We start from the raw sequence: 19,614 nt of genomic DNA, 5'->3' as shown, positions 1-19,614 counted from the left end.
CCTGATTCTAAAATAATGCAACTGATATCAGACAGTGGAAGCACCAAGACAGACTGGTGTATTACAAATGACGGACGCATCGTCCGCCGTATTATAACGCAGGGTATTAATCCGTTTCATCAGAGCGGACAAACTATATATGACGTTCTGAATGGAGAACTTTTACCCGAACTTGCCGATGTCAAAGTGGACGAGGTCTATTTTTACGGTAGCGGTTGTCGTGAAGAATGTGTTCCAATGATGACCGATGTGCTATCCTGTGCATTTTCGCATGCTTCAACTATAGAGGTCCATAGTGATTTGCTTGGTGCGGCCCGTGCCGTATGTGGAATGGGGGAGGGTATAGCCTGCATACTCGGTACCGGTGCCAACTCGTGCTTGTACGACGGTCGTGATATAGTGATGAACACTCCGCCGCTTGGATATATTCTCGGCGACGAGGGCAGTGGGGCCGTGCTCGGGCGGCTCTTTGTCAATGCCCTTTACAAGAATCAACTTCCGGAATCCGTTCTGTCGGACTTTGAGCGTGAGACAGGCTGTGGTATGGCCGATGTGATACACCGTGTATATCGTGAGCCGATGGCCAATCGGTTTCTGGCTTCTTTTGCTCCGTTTATTCACAGTCATCTGTATGTTCCGTCGGTACGTCTTATTGTAGTCGATAATTTCCGTATGTTCTTCAGACGTAATGTAGTGCAATACGGCCGTCCAAAGTTGCCGGTCGGGGCGGTGGGCAGCATAGCCGGTCATTTTTACGATGAGTTTGTCGAGGCAGCTATTGACGAAGGTTTCACGGTTGGACGTACTTCTTCGAGTCCTATGTCTGGGCTTGTAGAGTATCATTCATGTAATTAGGGTGCGCTATGTAGGGTTTCTTGTCTCGGTTTTATATGCGATATACTGTAAAAACAGATGCAGAATGAGACATTAAAAAGGACATGAACAGTTCTTTTTTATGTTTTATGTGCAAAAAAACGGGAGAAAGTTTGCATATTCCAAAACTAATTATTACCTTTGCACTCGCAAAACAGAAATAATATCGCGGAGTGGAGCAGTTGGTAGCTCGCCAGGCTCATAACCTGGAGGTCGCATGTTCGAGTCCTGCCTCCGCAACTTTAAAATGGATAATAACTGATGTCAGTTGTTATCCATTTGTTTTATATCCAATCTGTTTATCCCTGCAAAGGATTCGTTCCTGTCCGTTGTCAATGCTTCCTGACGAGTGACGAACCGCAATACTCTTTTACGTCCGAAGTCAGTCTGACGGCATATATGCCGGATGGCAATGCAGGCAGATTGACAAGGCATTCTTTTTCGTAAGCCGTTATTTCAAGTTCTGCCATACGCACACCACCCGTTGTGTATACAGAAACGCCAATCGTTGCATTGGGAACCCGACTGAACGACAGGTGTAGTCGTCCGTCGGATGTGATATTTGCCATTACATCCGACGGCTGCCATGCAGGTATGTCTGCTATGCCGGATATGCCGAGAATATCGAGCAGTCCGGCATAGACGTCAATTTCGCCATATCCCCAATAGTTATTGGGCACTTCGGATACATTGTCGAGTCGTCGTGCCGTTCGGCTTATCACACCCTTCACATCGTCAGGAGTAAGGTTGGGACATGCCTGAAGCCACAGTGCTATAGCCCCGCCGACTACAGGTGCCGACATCGACGTACCGGCATTGCTCGTCCAAGGATATGTGCGGCCTCCGAAGTCGAACAGTTTTACGCTCGACAGCAGATCGCGTGCATCGGGGTTGGCCTCCATGTAATAACTGCTGTACGACGATATTATGTTTGTTCCGGGAGCCATCACGTCGGGTTTTGTCCTGCCGTCGAGTGTAGGCCCCACCGCCGAATAGTCAGTGCGTTGACCTCTGCCTTTGCTGTTTGTCACAAATGTGTCGCCCTGATAGTTGGTAAACTCAGTGCGATATACAGTAGCCCCCACACATATCACCGATGGCGCGCTTGCCGGTGAATGTATGCTATGCGTCTGTTCCGCGTCACAGAGTTCGGGGTTGATGGCGCTGTCGTAAAGTATGCCCGTTATCAGGCACATTTCCACGTCGGCATTTTTGCCCGACAGCTCCACAGAAAGAGTAGCACCGTCGAGCGATGACGACAACCCACGTAAGGAAACATCGCATGCCGTAACCTTCGCATCATAGCACGACACATATGCCGCAGCCTCAATCGCGCAGCTGCGTCCGGCCAGCATAACCGTGTCGGTATATTCTCCGCCGGCACATTCCTGTACCATATGCAGCGGTATTTCCAGTGTGTCGTTGACTTCGCCTTTATATGCCACAATGCGTATTGTAAAATCGTTGTCTGCCGCCATAGTAAGATATAGCGAATTGGAACTGGAAGCGACGAACGAACCGGCAGAATATTTTCCCACGGGTTTGTGCATGAACGTTTTCAGATAGCCGTCGTTGCCGGCCGAGGCTACGATGATGCGTCCGGGTCCCACCAGATTTTCAAGTACCTCATAATATAGCATGTCGTCGCCCCGCAGATCCTGATGCGACCCTTCGCTGAACGAAATCACACATGGTTTGCCCATCTCGTCGGCATAGTCGAAGATATATTTGAACCCGAGTGCGTCGGTGGCATAGGTATATTTGTATATGTCGTCGGCGTCTATAAGCGGAATGTCGCTCGTCACGGCATTGTTCACAAGACAGATGTCACTCTCCCATGCCATCCCGCGATACCGGCTGTCATATCCGCTGCCTGCCGCGATGCCGAGTGTATGTGTGCCGTGGGTCTGTATCAGTCCGTCGCGGCTGTGTGCATATCCCAGCAATTCGTTGCGTCCCCTGTAATCGGCCCCGACATATAGGGTGCTGCCCACGGTGTCAGCTGACAGTTGGTCCCACAGGCGCACAATCCTGTAGTCTGTTCCCGAGGCATCATAAAAATTGGGATGGGTAAGGTCGAATCCCACATCCATTATCCCCATTACCACACCGCGGCCGGTATATGCCTGTGGAAGAGCTTTGCCCGCATATACAGACAGGGCGTTGACATTTCCAGCCGTGGAGTCCATCTGTATCGAACGGTTTCGGCCGGCCTCTATTCGGGTCACGTCCAGGCACAACGACAGTGCCCTCAACTCGGATAGCGGCACCGATACGATATGCGTGTTGCCGAAGCGCACCAGCGAGCGGCAGTTGTGGGCATGCAGCACGGAGTCGGCATTGCCTTCCATCTTGACAAAAGCGCACAACTCCCGTCCATGTCCTTTCGCTTGTGCAATTTGGTGTTTGTCGTTGTATTCCATGGCCGCACGTCGCACAAAGGACGACATCTTGGAATAGTCGGCTCCAGTGGGATGTCCCTTCATGTTGTTTGCCGATACCGGCATATCCGCCAGCAGTAAAACCCCGACATATATAATAAGGTGAAAGATACGTATTCTTTTCATAGGATAAATTGTATTATTCCGCAAAATAAGCTAAAATATCCGAATAAGCCAAATGTCATGTGTCGTTTTTAATTCTTAAAGAATATTATTTCTTGAGGTCAGCGGTGTTATTCTTATCTTTTTATGTAAATTTGCAGCAAACTAAAACCTATTGTGACAATGATACGCTATTCATCAGTTGTTATATTTGTTATGCTTGTGGCTTCGTCTGTACTTGCAAGTATCGGCAGTTACCGTGCCACCCAAGGTTTGATTGTCGACGACCTTAATCGGGCGTTGATGACGGCTGTGGCCGAAAGGCGCAGTGACTGGCTTGCTGCCGATACAGTGAAGGCATACCGCCATTTAAGGAGTGTTTCCGGAGACAATGTGGCTTTGGACTATACCGACGACAGGTTGTGCAGTCACCTGTCCATTCCTCAGCTACGCCACCGGGCGTATATGCGTGTCAGGATATTGGACAGCGAACAGACTGCCTGTAGAAGTATGCCGGTCGATGGTGGCGAACTGTGCAGTGACACTGTGGTATGGCAGGTTGGGCGTCTTGGGACAAGCATTGCCCTTAAGGGTTATGCCCGCTGTGATATGGCAACTGTATTCGGCATGTCCGACCAGCGTCTGCCTCTCGTCCTCTTAATTGCCGCTGTGATGTGGGCTGTGATGATGTCAGGACCGCTGGGCAAAAGATTTTATGCCACCGTCAAACCGGCCTCGTGTACTACCGCAGAAGGTTGTCACGGCATCGTTTTGGGCGGCATTGCCATGTCTTCTGATGGCAACAGTTTCCGCAATGCCGATGGCACACAGGTACATTTTACTCCGATGCAGCACACGTTGATGCAGATGTTCTTCCGTGCACAAGACCACAGTCTCACCAAAACGGAGATATGCGAGGCTCTGTGGCCGAAGAAAGACGATGCCAGCGAGACGCTCTACACGTTGATAAAGAGACTGAAAAACGTGGTCGAGGCCGATGGCAGACTACGCATTGAGACGCATCGCGGAAGAAACTATGTGTTGACGGTCAGATAGATAGACCGATGTCAGTTAAATGTCAGACTGTTGTCCGGATGTTGTCAGTCAGCAAATGATGCTTTTATAATCCTTTCGTATATCTTTGTTGCCGAAACAAATTATATACAGTATGAAAGGTTACCTGACAATCATCACGTTGGTTGTAATCATTGTTACGGCCAACATTGACATTCTATGTCCGCGAGACCGGGGCAGAGACTTCGGTGACGTTCTTGAGGAGCAGATGAATCTCTGTTCTGTAGTCTACTACACCGACAGCAACTTCGGATTTAAAGTACCATATCCGGCGCTTTTCATTCCTGACAAGTCCATCCCCGACAGTGTTATCGGCTGTTCCAGATTCAGTTATGACAATGTCATAAATATGGCAATCGACTGTTACGTGTGCCGTAATGAGGGGTATTCCGATGCCGATGGAGGTATCTCGTGGCTGGCAGAGAAGATGCGGGCCGAGGTTATAGAGGATAAAGGCGACGTTTTCCTGCATGGCCCGTTGACAGAAGATGGCGGACGGGTTGATGGTTACAGCCATTTCACAAAATGCGTGGCTAAGGATAAGCTGTGGGTGATATATTCGCTGACTTATCCCGATATGTATGCCGATCGGCTTCTGCGCCTGTTTTCCATGGTGCGGACATGGCAGCCTTGGGAAAAAGGCACTACACCATGAGCAGTCTGTAATTGTGGTTTGGCAGCGGCCGGTATAATGTATCTTCGGGCGGTAGAATGCGTAATACGTAAACATTTCTTTGTGACAGCGGAATATTCTTCTGCTTTTGGTATTGCAGATCGCATTTTTTTACGTGTCTTTCCGATAAAAAATCATTTTCTTTATCCTGTCGGTGTATAATCTCACTATTTTATTGTACATTTGTAAAAAAGAATATTGAAATGAGTTTCGAAGACAGATTGTATAATGATTTGCACGGATATCTGTGTGCAAATGGCGAGGTTGATAAAAGGATGCCGGAGTGTCCTGATGTGGAAGACAAATGGCAACAGATAGCCAAGGCCTATCTGCCCGACGGCATAAGAGAATTCAACGGCTACCCAACGGTGTCGCTCGGTTGGATGGTGTATGTCGGTATGGCCGTAGCCCAAATGTGGGATACGGAGTGGGAGATATATTCGAAGATTGACAATCTGTACACGTATATGCGTGACAAGCGAGGATATGACAACATGGACGAGTATATACGCGGTGAAGTGCTGTTGTTGAAAGGCGACGACTATGTTGCGACGGAGAAGCTGGTGGGAGAATGCGCGTCACGGGTGTATAATATGTTGCAACGTGAGAACATTGAGCCTGCGACGCCCGCAGCTTTCACCGCATACGTAAGTTGTCTGCATATGCTTTACCTTGTAGGTATGGCCATGCAGTTGAAGCGCATGGGGTATCATATGACAAAGATAGACTGATACATTAATATAATACGACAGCAGGCAACATGCCGGATAATTACCATAAAACAATGACCCGATTTATTCTCGTCGCACTGATGCTTATAGCCACAGGGGCGTCTGCCGACACGTTTAGAAGCGATTCAGTGATGGCCAATGCAGAAAAGGTGGCCGGATATTTCATTTCCCGCAATCCGGATGTGGGAGCCGACAGTTATGTTGGTGGGAAAAAGCGGAACAGCAAGATATGGACCAGAGGTGTATTCTACGAAGGACTGCTGAATATCTACAGAGAGCAGCCAAAGACCGAGTGGCTGAAATATGCGACCGACTGGGGCGACTTTCACAAGTGGATAAGCAGCACCGACAACGAGGCGCGCAATGCCAATGCCGATTATCAGTGCTGCGGACAGTCGTATCTGCAAATGTATATGATGGAACCGGAGCAGTATCATCGTATGGACCATATCAAGATGAGGATAGACCAGATGATGGCAACCGGCAAGAAGGATTATTGGTATTGGATAGACGCAATACAGATGAGTATGCCTGTATTTGCACTGTTGGGCGATATCACCGGTGACGACAGATATTGGGAATATATGTACGAGCTGTATCAGTATACACGCAACAGGCACGGCGGTAGCAAGAAAGGCGGAGGGAAACCTCTGTTTAACATCACAACGGGATTGTGGTATCGTGATTACCAGTTTGATCCGCCGTATCGCGACCTCACAGAAACCGACAAGGATTGCTACTGGAGTCGTGGCAACGGATGGGTATATATGGCCTTGGCGAGGGTGATGCAGTTTACGCCCGACACCGAAAGACACCGCAACGACTATGTTTCGGATTTTCTGCTTATGAGCAAGGGGCTCGCCGAGTGTCAACGTGCGGACGGCTCGTGGAACGTCAGTCTGGCGGCACCGTCCAACTACGGACAGGTGGGCAGCGAAGGTCCTGAGATGACCGGTACGTCGCTTTTCGTGGGCGGAATGGCCTATGGCGTGCGTATGGGGATACTTGACAGTGCAACCTATATGCCGGTTATCAGAAGAGGATGGGAGGCTATGAGGCACGCTGTGCACGATGATACCGGACAGGTAGGCTATCTTCAGGGAACGGGTTCGAAACCTGAAGACGGTGGTATAATAACATATGGCTCCATACCCGATTTTGAAGATTTCGGATATGGATGCTGGCTGTGGGGAGCGGCCGAAGTGCATGCACTCACTGTCATGTTGGAATCGTATACCGATGGAATCGAAGAGGTAAGAAACGGCAATGACGGTATCGGAAATATTCATGATGACAACGGTATATATCGTGACCTTGGCGGCAGGCGGGTGGCAAATCCGATAGACGGGCATATATATATACATGGCGGACAGTTGGTTGTATACAGGAAGCGTTAGACGATGGAAGAGGCATTGAAGACCAGATTATGTATCGTGCGCCATGGTGAGACGGAGGAGAATATATCCCACATATTCCAAGGTCATTTGCCGGGTACACTGACGGAGAACGGCCGTAGTCAGGCTGTGACTTTAAGGAAAACGGTCGACGTGAGCGTTTTCGATGCGATTGTGAGCAGCGATTTGCGTCGCGCTACCGATACCGTGACGATATTGCTTGACGGCAAGGTGCCACGGGATTGGGTAAGGTCGGCATTGTTTCGTGAGAAGGACTGGGGAAGCCTTACTGGGCAGGTTGTAGGCAAGGCTGACTTTGACGCTTTCCCATCGGATGTGGAAACAAAAGAAATGCTCTACGACAGAGCCGGTAAGGCGCTATGTTTTCTGCAAGACAAATATGCCGGCAAGACTGTTCTTGTGGTATCACACGGCTTGTTTCTGCAATCGTTCATGGCCCGGATAGCAAGGGTGCCTTTGGAGCAGGTGGGTTCGATGCGCAGGCTTGGAAACTGTGAATGCAGATGGATGGAAATATAAAGAAGTATGGTAAAGTATATAGCCGTTTTTTTTGTAAAAATGAAAAAAAACGGTGACAATAACGTTGCTGTCAGAAATATTTGTTACTTTTGCAGTATGATTTTCAATAACTAAATATATTATTTTATGAAACCAACTTTATTACTCCTTGCTGCCGGAATGGGAAGCCGCTATGGCGGGCTGAAGCAGCTTGACGGACTCGGACCAAACGGTGAGACAATAATGGATTATTCTATTTACGATGCCATCAAGGCCGGATTCGGTAAGATAGTGTTCGTAATCAGAAAGGATTTTGAGAACGATTTCCGTGAGAAGATATTGAGCAAATATGAGGGACACGTGCCTGCGGAACTATGTTTTCAGAGTCTTGACGCTCTACCTGCGGGATTTGCATGTCCCGAAGAGCGCGTGAAACCGTGGGGAACAAACCATGCCGTACTGATGGCCAAGGATGTAATCAAGGAGCCGTTCTGTGTGATAAACTGTGACGATTTCTACAATCGCGACGCTTTCCAAGTGATAGGCAAGTTCCTTTCCGAACTGCCCGAGGGAAGCAAGGACGCATATGCTATGGTTGGTTTCCGTGTAGGCAATACGCTGTCGGAAAACGGAACTGTGGCACGTGGTATATGTTCTAAGGACGATAATGGTAATCTGACAACAGTGGTTGAGCGCACTGAGATAATGCGTGTGGACGGTCCGGTATGTTATAAGGATGAAGACGGCAAGTGGGTGCCTGTAGAGGACAATACTCCTGTATCCATGAACATGTGGGGCTTCACCCCCGACTATTTCGAGCATAGTGAGGAGTACTTCAAAGAGTTCCTCAGCGATCCGAAGAACATGGAGAACCTGAAGGCAGAGTTCTTCATTCCGCTGATGGTCAATAAGCTCATCAACGAGAATACATCTACCGTTAAAGTGCTTGATACGACGAGCAAGTGGTTTGGCGTTACGTATTCGGCAGACCGTCAGGACACTGTCGACCGTATACAGAAACTTATTGACGAGGGTGTTTATCCCGCCAAGCTGTTCTAACGTACATCGGCTTTTGCCGTAAACAGAGATTTTAGGAGAACTTTGTGGAAGCAGGGAGTTGTTTCCACGAAGTTCCTTTTTTTATACGAAGATTAAACCAATTTTTTTGTATGTAATTCACTGTCAAGAGTAATAAGATACTCTTGGTCTGTAATGTCCTTACTGTATACCTGCTTCATATTACAGAACGACTTATTGATGATTGGCACTTCAATAAATCGTGAATTATAAATTAATTTAGTAACTTTCCTCTAAAGAAAAATCATTTTCTTTATCCTACCGGTGTATAATCTCGCGATTTTATTGTACATTTGCACCCATTATGCTGAAAAATATATTATCCCCCGGAGAATGTGACACACTGAGTTCTCTTATAGACAGCTCTGACAATATCGTTGTCTGTTGTCACGTCAATCCCGACGGTGACGCTTTGGGCTCGTGTCTCGGATGGGCAGAGTTTTTGAGAAGCAGGGGCAAGGAGCCGCAAATAATTATCCCTGACCAGTATCCCGATTTCCTGCAATGGATGCCAAAGACAGAAATGGTGATACGTTACGACAAACACAAAGTTGAGGCTGACGAACTGATATCTTGTGCCGATCTTGTTTTTTGTCTCGACTTCAACCAGCTTAGCCGTACAGATGCCATGGCTGCTTCCCTGACGGATTCGCATGCACCGAAGGTGATGTTCGACCATCATCTCGGACCGGATATTGACTGTGTTCTGTGTGTGTCGCGTCCGGAGATGAGCTCTACGAGTGAAATGGTGTTCCGTATTGTGTGGCAGATGGACGGGTTCAAGATGATGACATCACGTTTTGCTGCTCCCATTTACTGCGGTATGATGACAGACACCGGCGGTTTTACCTACAACAGTAACAGTTCGGAAACGTTTTTCATCATCAGCCAGCTGCTTACAAAGGGCATAAACAAGGATAAGATTTACCGCAACGTATACAACAATTACAGTGAAAGCCGTCTTCGTCTCATTGGTTACGTGCTTTACAAGAGACTGGTGGTGATGCCCGAACAGCATGCCTCGTTTTTTGTTCTTACACGTCAGGACCTTTGCCGATTCAATTTTGTGAAGGGTGATGCCGAGGGACTTGTCAATATGCCGTTGCAGATAAAGGGGATGAAACTTTCGATATCGTTGCGTGAGGATACCGAGAAGAATAACACGATATGGGTCAGTCTGCGCTCGGTCGACTCGTTTCCGTGCAATAAGATGGCCGAGATGTACTTCAATGGAGGCGGTCATCTAAATGCCTCGGGCGGAAGGTTGTTGTGCAGCATTGACGAGGCCGTGGAGATAACACGCGATGCCATCTTGAACTTTGAAAGCACGTTAAAGTAGCATAATATAGCGGGCAATTGACAATATTTTATTAATTTTGCCACATTAAATGTGCAATCGGAATAAAACGAAGAATGAATAAAAACGTAAAGATGAAGAGAATCGTATATTCACTGCTGGTGCTTACGGTCATGATGCTGTTTGTGTCGTGTGATGACTATGAAACATACGGCGAGAAGAAAGAGAAAGAGCGTGATGCTATCAGTGCTTTTATCAAGGACGAGGGAATACTTGTAATCAGCGAAAGCCAGTTCGAGGCTCAGGGACAGACAACAGATACAGCCAGGAACGAGTATGTGTATCTTGAAAAGAGTGGAGTGTATATGCAGATAGTCCGTAAGGGAGCGGGAAGCATGATTGAAGAGAACAAGCAGGTCAATCTGCTTTGCCGATATACGGAGTTCAACATTGCGGACAGGGCGTTGCAGACATACAATTATTTCATAAGTCCTACGACACGATTGCCTGAAAAAATGACGGTGAGGCGTGAGGGCAGTTCCTATACGGCATCGTTTGCCAGTGGCGTTATGTACAGCACTTATGGCGCTTCCGTGCCTGCGGGATGGCTTATACCGCTGCAATACATAAAGGTTGGTCGTCAGGACGGTAACGAAGAGATTGCCAAAGTAAAGATAATTGTACCGCATACTCAGGGGCAGGCAAACGCCACCTCGAGTGTGTATTCATGTTTTTATACGATAACATATCAAAGAGAGCAATAGAACTATGACTCTGATTAAATCAATTTCGGGCATCCGCGGAACTATAGGCGGAAAGCCGGGCAATACGCTCAATCCGCTTGACATCGTTAAGTTTACAACGGCTTATGCCACATTCATACGTCGTTGCGGATGTTCTTCCAACGGCCGGATTGTTGTCGGCCGCGATGCACGCATTTCTGGCGAGATGGTTCGCAGTGTGGTGTGTGGAACGCTGATTGGCATGGGATATGATGTGGTCGACATTGGTTTGGCCACTACGCCTACCACAGAACTGGCAGTGCGCATGGCGGGAGCTGACGGAGGGATTATCATCACGGCAAGTCACAACCCGCGTCAGTGGAACGCGCTTAAACTGCTTAATCATGAGGGAGAGTTTCTCACAGCAGCCGACGGTGCTGAGGTGCTTGACATTGCCGAACGTGAGGATTTTGAATATGCCGATGTAGACCATTTAGGACATTACACGGCAGACGACACATACAACCGTCGTCATATAGAGTCAGTACTCGCTCTGCAACTTGTTGATCTTGAGGCTATACGGGGTGCAAGACTGCGCGTATGCGTAGATCCGGTGAACAGCGTGGGAGGCATCATCCTGCCAGAACTGCTCGATGCGTTGGGCGTGGAGTATAAGGTTATAAATGGTGAGCCGACAGGTGATTTTGCGCACAATCCGGAGCCTTTGGAAAAGAATCTTTCAGGTATTATGGAGGAGATGCGCAGCGGAAGCTATGACCTTGGTATAGTGGTAGATCCCGATGTGGACCGTCTGGCATTTATCTGCGAGGATGGACGCATGTTCGGCGAGGAGTATACTTTGGTGAGCGTGGCCGACTATGTGTTGGGCCGTACTCCCGGTAATACCGTGAGCAATCTCAGTTCGACCCGTGCTTTGCGTGATGTGACCGAACGTTACGGCGGAAGCTATACGGCAGCGGCAGTTGGCGAGGTCAACGTGACAACCAAGATGAAGGAAGTGGGTGCTGTAATCGGTGGTGAAGGAAATGGTGGAGTAATTTATCCTGAGAGCCATTACGGTCGTGATGCTCTTGTGGGCATAGCCTTATTCCTGTCGGCACTGGCTCGTAAGGAATGTCGTGTGAGCGAGTTGAGGGCATCTATGCCCAACTACTTTATAGCCAAGAACCGCATAGATCTGACTCCGCAGACCGATGTTGACGCGATATTGGAGCGTGTGAAGGATATGTATAAGGATGAGCAGGTGAACGATATCGATGGTGTGAAAATTGACTTCGCTGACAAGTGGGTACATCTGCGCAAATCCAATACCGAACCTATCATACGTGTCTACAGTGAGGCTGCGACAATGGAAGAGGCTGATGCGTTGGGCAAGAAGATAATGCAGATTGTTTACGACATGGCATGATGGCGGTCGTGGTGTGGCGGATATGCCGGAATGCCTGTCAGATAAGGGCAAGAGTATTTGCCGTGCTGTTGTGCATAATATGTCTTGATAGTGTTTCGGCACAAGAACAGTATACAGCCGGGCATGACACTACAAACGTAGTCATGCTCGGCGATTCAAATACATGGTTGGGCGGTGACAGTTGTGACCGGCCGCACGGTTGGACCAAATGGTTTGCCGAAGAATGCTATCCGGCCACGTGTCGCAGTTATGCCCGTAGCGGGGCCACGTGGACAGCCACGGTGCGCACAGTGCGCGATGTTGATGAATATACCGAGAAATTGGGTGACAACAATGTGATATACAATCAGATATGTCGTCTGATGGTTGCCGTTGCCGATGGTAGGCAAGCATATCCTCATACAATAATAATATCGGCCGGTACTAACGATGCATGGTTTGTCGCGGCACGTCCCGGGGCTCTTGACATGGATGCTTCCGAAGTGTTTGCCAACGATGCTGTCGGACATGCCGCCGATGATTCGGTCAATGGTGAAGTGGATACTTCCGGCAGCATGCTCACCTTGGCTGGAGCTGTCAGGTTTTGTTGCGGATTGCTGCAAAAGACGTTTCCCGATGTGCGGATAGTGTTGCTTACGCCGTTGCAGTCGACAGCGGTCAGTGAGGCGGGTATAACTCGTGCCGGCGACATAATAGAGGAATGCGGCCGGTGTATGGGACTCACCGTCATTCGTCAGGACAGGCTCGGGTGTGTGGCGCGTCGGAATGAGATTCACCGTCGCTGTATGACAACGGACGGAACACATACCAGTGTCGAGGGAGCACGGTTTAACGGCATTCTTATAGCCAAAATGTTGAATATAAAGTAATGTAAGGAAAAGATGGTTTTCTCAGATTTATTCTTTCTTTTTGTTTTCATACCGGCTTTTGTCATAGTATATCTGTTGGCGGCGGCCATAGACCGAACGTTTGCAGCGGGGGCAGACCGTCAGGTCAACGTGGCGAAAAATGCGGTACTCGTCATCTTTTCTCTCATTTTCTACGCGTGGGGCGAACCGGTTTATGTATTTCTCATGTTGGCAAGTGTGGCAGTCAATTTTGCCGTGGGACTGATGATAGATAGCAGTGGTGACAGACGGCGGCGCAAGGCGGCACTTGTTGCGGGGCTTATATGCAATTTGCTGATACTTTCGGTATTTAAATATCTCGGTTTCTTTGCACAGGTACTTAACGATGCAGGGATCAGTGTGGCCAAACCCGGCATAGCTCTTCCTATCGGCATCAGCTTCTATACTTTTCAGTCCATATCCTATCTTATAGATGTATATCGCCGCGAGTCGCCCGTTCAGCGTCGTTATGTGGACCTGTTGCTGTATATATCTATGTTTCCGCAACTCATTGCCGGCCCCATTGTACGTTACGGCACCGTAGCACAAGAGATCGGTGGGCGTCGCGTTACGGCCGGAGATGTTTCCGACGGGGTGTTCCGCTTCCTTATTGGTCTCGGCAAGAAGGTCATCATAGCCAATCAGTTCTCCGAAATCTCCGACCAGTTTCTTGCCGGTGGTCTCGATTCCTTATCCACTGCAGGTGCGTGGGTAGGTATTTTAGCCTTTACCATGCAGATTTATTTCGATTTCTCGGGGTATTCCGACATGGCTATCGGTATAGGACGGTGTCTCGGTTTTCACTTCAACGAGAACTTCAACCATCCTTACTGTTGCAGCTCCATCACTGATTTCTGGCGCAGATGGCATATGTCACTTGGCAGTTTTTTCCGCGATTACGTTTATATACCGCTTGGCGGCAACCGTCGTCATCAAGCCGTAAACATCATGATAGTGTGGTTTCTCACAGGAATGTGGCATGGTGCAAGCTGGAATTTCATCATCTGGGGCGTTTATTTCGGTATAATAGTAATGTTTGAAAAATACACATTGCTGCGCGTTCAGCACGTCATACCGCGGCCTCTGCTTCATATCTACAGTCTCATACTTGTTGTAGTGGGTTGGGGGATATTCTATTTTGACGACTTTGACCGCATGCTTGTCTTCTTCAATGCATTTGTCGGTTATGCCGGCACGCTTGACGATTTCATTGCAGTGAATGCGCTTACAGATAAGTTCTGGCTTTGGGTCGTAGCCATAGTGTTCTGCATGCCGGTGCGCCGTTGGATTTCCGGCTTTACGACTCGTTGTTTGGGCGGTGGCGGTGCTCTTGAGTCATTTGTCACGTTGACAGCCCGCGTAGCCTTGTCGGCCGGTATTGTTGTGCTTAGCGTGGCACTGCTGGTCGGCGCTACCAACAATGCTTTCCTTTATACACGATTCTGACAGCGATAAAAGATTATAATAGCCATAATAATGAATAAGATAACATCCATAGATAAGATATTCGATGTGATATGCGGCAACAGCATTGCCGTTGCAATGTTTTTTTCCGTATTTATATGTTCATGCCATAATGTTTTTGCGGCAGGAGCTGCAGGCCGTACAGTTGCCGGAACAATCATTGCATCAGGCAATGGAGCAACCGACGGGAGCAGTGCCAAATCAGAGCGACGCACGGTAAAGGAGCAATGTATTGTCGGTGAATATCACAACACCATCACTGCTGATGCACGGGCGAGAAGGGCACGCCGGGGCATTATCATAGTAGGGTCGGGGAGCAATACACGTGCGATGGAACCTTATGGTGGAAGTATAGAAAAAGCACTCGGCTATGCTGCGACGGTCAATAAATACCGTTCGCAGTTTGATGGAGGCATCAACATTTATTGCATGCCCATTCCCAATGCCGTGGAGTATTATTGTCCCGATAATGCCCGCGGATGGACGGGCGACGAGCGGGCTGCCATCAATGGCATCTTTGCCGGTCTTTCGGATTCTGTCAAGGCTGTCGACATCTATACCACTCTTGGCAATCATGCCACCGAACCCATCTATTCGCGTACCGATCACCATTGGGCACCGCTTGGAGCATATTATGCCGCCGAACAGTTTGCATGTGTTGCCGGTGTGCCGTTCAAACCGTTGTCAGAGTATGACGAGTACCGTGTGCGCGACTATGTGGGGACAATGTACCGCTTTTCTCGTGACATAGCTGTAAAGAGGGCTCCGGAAGAGTTTGTATATTACGTGCCGCGCGACGTCGAGTACACTACTACATATATTAATTATACGCTCGACCGCACACGTACCGTCGTCACTGCTGAAGCAGAACCATGCGAGGGCAGTTTTTTCCGTAATTACAGCGACGGCAGTAGCGGAGCCTATTGCACATTCATGGGTGGCGACACCAAGACCGTGGCCGTACGCACATCTACCCGTAACGGCCGGCGTCTCATGATTCTGAAAGACAGCTACGGCAATGCCCTGCCCGGCTATCTGTTCGGTTCGTTTGAGGAGATTCATGTGGTTGACTGCCGCTATTTCACCAAGAATATCATCCGATATGTAGATGATAATGCCATCACGGACATTCTCTTTGCCAACAATCTCATACATGCCTCGATGGAAAAGACACATGAGTCTTATGAAAAATATCTTGTGCAGTAATAAGGAGCATCGTCAACATACGCATTGTCAAATATAAATATACCGACTATCACATCTTTGCACATATGAAGCATTATATATATATCACGCTCATGACCATTGTGTTCGTTGCGTTTACGGTAGTGTTCGACACTTTTCCACGAAGCACCGTGTCCGAGCTGGAGCGTCGTGAACTTGCTGTTTTTCCTGAATATACCTCCGAAAAACTTTGTGACGGCTCGTTCACACGTGAAATATCATCGTGGTTCAGCGACAGTGAGCCTTTCCGTGACGACCTTATGGCATTGAGCATGTACATCAAGAGTTACATGGGGCTGGCCAAATCGGAAGACGATGTGACATTCCATGCCTCGAAGGATGTGCAGCCGGACGGTGATGCCGGTGAGGAAATAGACTCGGCACTGATAAAGGAACGGCAGAATCGTGATATAGGCGAATATGAGAATCATGTCACGGCCGACGATAATGCAAAGATTGCAAATGCCGGCATTGTCGTCGTGGGTACGGGCGACAACGTCCGTGCACTGATGGCATATGGCGGGGGACCTAAAGGCGGAGTAAAGTATGCTGAGGCTGCCAACAAATATAAAGAGCGTTTTGGAAACGGGGTCAATGTATATTGCATGGTCATTCCAACAGCAATTGAATACTATTGTCCCGACAAGGTGAAGCGTTACACCAACAGCCAGCTGCTCACTATCCGTAACATCTTTGCACATCTGTCGGAATCAGTCAAGGCTGTCGACATATATACCACTCTTGGCAAGCATGCCGGTGAAGACATCTATCTGCGCACCGACCATCATTGGGCGCCGCTCGGTGCATATTATGCTGCCGAAGAGTTCGCCCGTGTTGCCGGTGTGCCGTTCATGCCGCTTAAAGACTACGAACGGCGTGTGGTACACCGTTATGTGGGCAGCATGTATGGTTATTCCAAAGACATTTCCATCAAGAACGCGCCCGAGGATTTTGTCTATTATATGCCGCGCGGGGTCGAGTACACCACTACATACATCACTTATACCATTGACAAGAACTATCATGTAACGGGTGAGAGCCGTCCCATGCGAGGCGTGTTTTTCATGCACTATCGCGACGGCAACGGTGGAGCTTACTGCACTTTCATGGGTGGCGACACCAAGATAACCCAAGTGCGCACATCCGTCAAGAACGGACGGCGGGTAATGATTCTTAAGGACAGTTTCGGCAATGCCTTGCCCGGTTATCTGTTCGGATCGTTTGAAGAGGTGCATGTGGTGGATTCGCGCTATTTCACAAAGAATATGGTGCAATATGTGCATGACAACAGAATAACAGACATTCTATTTGCCAACAACATCTTCAATGCCTATTCCCCACGCATAGCCAATGCCTATATACGTTTCCTCGATCAGGCCGGAGGCATCGTGAAGCACAGGACCGACTCTACATCGGTTACAGCACCGGCAGATGTTCATGACCGTCAGAAAGCAGTGGGTGCCGATACAGCAGGACATGCAGGTACGGGCAAACCGGTTCATCCTGAGGAAGCCCCGGTACAACAGGCCGACCCATCGACGGAATCTGCCGGAAGTGCCTTTGTGGGACAGCCGGATAATACATCATCAACCGAACAGGAATGAAGAAAATGAGAAAGACGTTTTTGATACTGCTTGTGTTAATTCCTCTTGGATCCGTGGCACAATCTTTGCAACGGCAAATAGAGAATATTATTGCCGGCCGTGACGCTGAAGTCGGTGTAGCGGTGATAATAAGCGGTCGTGACATTGTCACGGTGAACAACGAACGTAGGTATCCGATGATGAGCGTTATGAAATTTCACCAGTCACTATATGTGGCTGACTGGCTGTCACGTCGAGGATTGCCCGTTGATACGATGATACATGTAGGACTTGAAGAGATGCGTCCCGGAACATGGAGCCCTATGCGCGACGAGTATCCCGACGGTGAGGTGGGCCTGACCGTTGCCGAACTGCTGCGATATACATTGCAGCAGAGTGACAACAACGCCTGCGACGTTCTTTTCGACCGCACCGGAGGTCCGGCAGCCACCGACCGGTATATGCGTTCGCTTGGTATTGACGGCTTTTCCATAAGCGCTACAGAAGATGATATGCACACTGACGTATCACGTTGTATGGACAATTATACCACACCGCTTGCCGCAGCACAACTTGTAGAGCGGTTTGTGGCCATGCGCGACAGTCGCCACGGTGTTCTCGATTATATATGGGAGATGATGACTCAGTGTGCCACTGGTACAGGTCGTCTTCCCGCTCCGTTTAAGGGCATTCCGGCCGTGATAGCCCACAAGACCGGTACAGGCGACCGCGACAGTCGTGGAAAACTCATAGGCATAAACGATGTAGGCCACGTAATTTTGCCGGACGGCCGTCATTATTCGATTGCTGTATTTGTAAATGAATCGTCGGGCGACATGGCGTCAACGGAAAAGATAATCGCCGATATATCCGGGGTGGTGTATGAATATGTCGTCAAGATGGCTTCACTGCGTTAGAACAACGAAACCACCCATGTTCCCAGCTTCATGAGCAGCACTATCATAAGTACGATGAGTGCAATGAGAATAATCATCACCGCCACAGACTGCCACGCCTTTCGGTTGACATCCCTTACGATGCGTTGCTCGCCGTTTACAAATCCGATAATCATACGCAGGTTGCGCGAGTTAGACCTGTAGAAAAAGTCGAGCACGTCGCCCACAAAGAACGGTATCATACCTACAAGAATGTCACGCAGTGTGTTGTTGATTACGGCCAAGGTAAGTGGTACCGAACGTGCCACTACCAGCGTAAAATACACGAACGGCACTGTGCACAATGCCGAGAACACGTCACCCACAGCCGGCAGCAGTCCTATCACACCGTCTATATAATATTTGTCCATGTATAGTGCAATCCGTTCGAGTGTGACGAACATCGGATGCCTTTTCAGTTCTTCTCTGTTTCTCATATATGTTTCCCCCTTTTCTTGTTTCTTCCAATAGCTTTGATATTGTGCCTACAGTCATGCAAAGTTACAAAGAATGTGCTTTTATACTTATGTTATTATTGTGAAATACATTTAATCATTGTTGCATATAAGAATATTTCACTAAGCATGTATCCGATTGCCAGCCGTGCAGATTGTTTTTTACCGAAATCTCTTCATATGGAGACAATATAGCAACCGCTATTTCGTTTTATAGGGAAAGGACTGTTGTTTTATAGTATTATGGATATAGAGAAGGCCAGAGAGTATTGCATTGCCAAAAAAGGCTGTGAGGAGTGCTTCCCGTTTGACGACGTTACGCTTGTGTTCAAGGTTATGGGTAAGATGTTCGCTGTGTTGTCGCTTGACAATCCCGATATGATAATATTGAAATGCGATGCCGTTTATGCCCTGGAGTTACGTGAGAAATATTCGGCTGTGGAGCCGGCCTTTCATTTCAACAAGAAATACTGGAATCAGATATGGTTCGGTTCTGATGTTCCGGACGAGTTGTTGTGCAGTCTCATAGACCATTCCTTGGATGAGGTGGTGAAGAAGTTCACAAAGAAGATGCGTGAAGAGTATGCCGGTTCTAATTGAGAATTGAAAACTTCTCTAACTGAGAATTGAAAATGGAAAATTGATAATTATGATATGCCCCAGGAATTCCTGTTGTTCTCAGCTTTTGCAGCAAAAAAGAACATCACATCTCTTTTAATAAAGCATATCATAAT

The 19,614-nt window shown here is 48.4% G+C and carries 18 protein-coding genes and 1 tRNA gene; 17 read left to right on the top strand and 2 right to left on the bottom strand.

Annotation, left to right across the window (positions count from 1 at the left end; genetic code table 11):
* The first annotated feature begins 15 nt into the window (after positions 1–15).
* On the top strand, positions 16–855 hold the full coding sequence (locus HPS55_RS02105; protein ID WP_172176720.1) for an ATPase: 840 nt from the start codon (positions 16–18) through the stop codon (positions 853–855).
* Between the two features lie 185 nt (positions 856–1,040).
* A tRNA-Met gene (locus HPS55_RS02100) sits at positions 1,041–1,113 on the top strand.
* A gap of 92 nt (positions 1,114–1,205) precedes the next feature.
* Here HPS55_RS02100 and HPS55_RS02095 read toward each other — a convergent pair.
* Positions 1,206–3,440 (bottom strand): S8 family serine peptidase, encoded by a 2,235-nt coding sequence (locus tag HPS55_RS02095; RefSeq protein WP_172176718.1) that lies wholly within the window; start codon positions 3,438–3,440, stop codon positions 1,206–1,208.
* Positions 3,441–3,599: 159 nt separating this feature from the next.
* Between HPS55_RS02095 and HPS55_RS02090 the strand changes: the two genes are divergently transcribed.
* From HPS55_RS02090 to bla, 14 genes are all read left to right on the top strand, one after another.
* On the top strand, positions 3,600–4,472 hold the full coding sequence (locus HPS55_RS02090) for a winged helix-turn-helix domain-containing protein (protein WP_172176716.1): 873 nt from the start codon (positions 3,600–3,602) through the stop codon (positions 4,470–4,472).
* 112 nt (positions 4,473–4,584) lie between these two features.
* Entirely contained in the window at positions 4,585–5,145 is a 561-nt protein-coding gene (locus HPS55_RS02085) for a hypothetical protein (RefSeq protein WP_172176714.1), read from the top strand.
* A 221-nt stretch (positions 5,146–5,366) separates the two neighbouring features.
* Entirely contained in the window at positions 5,367–5,894 is a 528-nt protein-coding gene (locus tag HPS55_RS02080) for a hypothetical protein (protein WP_172176712.1), read from the top strand.
* A gap of 53 nt (positions 5,895–5,947) precedes the next feature.
* Complete coding sequence (locus HPS55_RS02075; RefSeq protein WP_253945834.1) at positions 5,948–7,291, top strand: glycoside hydrolase family 88 protein; 1,344 nt, start codon at positions 5,948–5,950, stop codon at positions 7,289–7,291.
* Between the two features lie 3 nt (positions 7,292–7,294).
* A complete protein-coding gene (locus HPS55_RS02070; RefSeq protein WP_172176708.1) occupies positions 7,295–7,828 on the top strand; it encodes a histidine phosphatase family protein in 534 nt (177 codons plus the stop codon).
* A 126-nt stretch (positions 7,829–7,954) separates the two neighbouring features.
* Positions 7,955–8,866, top strand: a complete 912-nt coding sequence (locus tag HPS55_RS02065) for a glycosyltransferase family protein (RefSeq protein WP_172176706.1) — start codon at positions 7,955–7,957, stop codon at positions 8,864–8,866.
* Positions 8,867–9,188: 322 nt separating this feature from the next.
* Positions 9,189–10,223: a DHH family phosphoesterase gene (locus HPS55_RS02060; RefSeq protein ID WP_172176704.1), complete on the top strand. Its 1,035-nt coding sequence runs from the start codon at positions 9,189–9,191 to the stop codon at positions 10,221–10,223.
* A gap of 92 nt (positions 10,224–10,315) precedes the next feature.
* The gene (locus HPS55_RS02055; RefSeq protein ID WP_172176702.1) at positions 10,316–10,945 is read left to right on the top strand and encodes a DUF4827 domain-containing protein; all 630 of its coding nucleotides are present in this window, start codon (positions 10,316–10,318) and stop codon (positions 10,943–10,945) included.
* Between the two features lie 4 nt (positions 10,946–10,949).
* Positions 10,950–12,332 (top strand): phosphoglucosamine mutase, encoded by a 1,383-nt coding sequence (gene glmM, locus HPS55_RS02050; protein WP_172176700.1) that lies wholly within the window; start codon positions 10,950–10,952, stop codon positions 12,330–12,332.
* Complete coding sequence (locus HPS55_RS02045; protein WP_172176698.1) at positions 12,329–13,201, top strand: SGNH/GDSL hydrolase family protein; 873 nt, start codon at positions 12,329–12,331, stop codon at positions 13,199–13,201. Before glmM ends, HPS55_RS02045 begins: the two co-directional genes overlap by 4 nt.
* Positions 13,202–13,213: 12 nt before the next feature.
* On the top strand, positions 13,214–14,665 hold the full coding sequence (locus tag HPS55_RS02040; protein ID WP_172176696.1) for an MBOAT family O-acyltransferase: 1,452 nt from the start codon (positions 13,214–13,216) through the stop codon (positions 14,663–14,665).
* A gap of 30 nt (positions 14,666–14,695) precedes the next feature.
* Positions 14,696–15,889, top strand: a complete 1,194-nt coding sequence (locus HPS55_RS02035) for a DHHW family protein (protein WP_172176694.1) — start codon at positions 14,696–14,698, stop codon at positions 15,887–15,889.
* A gap of 65 nt (positions 15,890–15,954) precedes the next feature.
* Positions 15,955–17,511, top strand: coding sequence for a DHHW family protein (locus tag HPS55_RS02030; RefSeq protein ID WP_172176692.1), 1,557 nt, complete (start codon positions 15,955–15,957; stop codon positions 17,509–17,511).
* Between the two features lie 5 nt (positions 17,512–17,516).
* The gene (gene bla, locus HPS55_RS02025; RefSeq protein WP_172176690.1) at positions 17,517–18,407 is read left to right on the top strand and encodes a class A beta-lactamase; all 891 of its coding nucleotides are present in this window, start codon (positions 17,517–17,519) and stop codon (positions 18,405–18,407) included.
* Here bla and HPS55_RS02020 read toward each other — a convergent pair.
* The gene (locus HPS55_RS02020) at positions 18,404–18,862 is read right to left on the bottom strand and encodes a DUF4112 domain-containing protein (protein ID WP_172176688.1); all 459 of its coding nucleotides are present in this window, start codon (positions 18,860–18,862) and stop codon (positions 18,404–18,406) included. The genes bla and HPS55_RS02020 overlap by 4 nt on opposite strands.
* 261 nt (positions 18,863–19,123) lie before the next feature.
* On the opposite strand from HPS55_RS02020, the gene HPS55_RS02015 reads away from it, so the two are divergent.
* Positions 19,124–19,480, top strand: coding sequence for an MmcQ/YjbR family DNA-binding protein (locus HPS55_RS02015; protein ID WP_172176686.1), 357 nt, complete (start codon positions 19,124–19,126; stop codon positions 19,478–19,480).
* The last annotated feature ends 134 nt before the right edge of the window (positions 19,481–19,614 follow it).

This window comes from Xylanibacter rodentium (genome assembly GCF_013166575.1).
Classification (GTDB): Bacteria; Bacteroidota; Bacteroidia; order Bacteroidales; family Bacteroidaceae; genus Prevotella; species Prevotella rodentium.
The sequence above is the reverse complement of the archived record's forward strand: the minus strand, read 5'-3'. Positions and strand labels throughout refer to the sequence as shown.